The sequence below is a fragment of the Xenorhabdus littoralis genome, assembly GCF_033949345.1.
Taxonomy (GTDB): Bacteria; Pseudomonadota; Gammaproteobacteria; order Enterobacterales; family Enterobacteriaceae; genus Xenorhabdus; species Xenorhabdus littoralis.
The window spans coordinates 1-539 of record NZ_VCDP01000118.1 but is presented as its reverse complement, the minus strand read 5'-3'; the positions used below and the strand labels follow the sequence as shown (position 1 = coordinate 539).

Below are 539 nucleotides of genomic sequence, written 5' to 3'. Positions count from 1 at the left end.
CTGCAATCCTGATGCCGGATGGCGGCGGTGCTCAGTACCGGCTGATGGTTCATCATATTAAACCCGGCACTGGCTAAATCCCGCGTGGGCCGGATGGCATTTTGTCCCCTGCCGCCCTGCTTTTTACCGCCAATCCACGGATGCCCGCCTGTCCCGGTGGCTTTGGTGCCGGCATTATTGGCCCTCACCGCGTCAGCATCCCCGCTGTTAACCTGTGTCTTGTATTCCTGCATCGCCGCAGACTGCGTCCATTTGTTGTTTTGCGCAAAATCCACCATTCGTCTGGCCATGTTCTGGCAGTTGAACTGGGCTTTGTCGAACGCGACATTCGCCTGCAATACCCCGTTGGTCAGCATGTCATACAGCCCCGGGTTGGCCCGCTGGATTATCATGGCGGGAAGACTGGCGACCGCGCCGGTGGCGCCCTGAATGACTTCGCTCATCAGGTTTTTCATGCCCGCCGTGATACCGTTGAGCTGATTACTGACCGTGGTTTTTAAATCAAAATTGCCGCACATCAAATCCGAACTCCAGCCCAG

The 539-nt window shown here is 56.8% G+C and carries 1 pseudogene; it reads right to left on the bottom strand.

Going from position 1 to position 539, the window contains the following annotated elements:
• Window positions 1–539 (bottom strand): annotated as a pseudogene (locus FE394_RS18120) (integrating conjugative element protein); the annotation flags it as partial.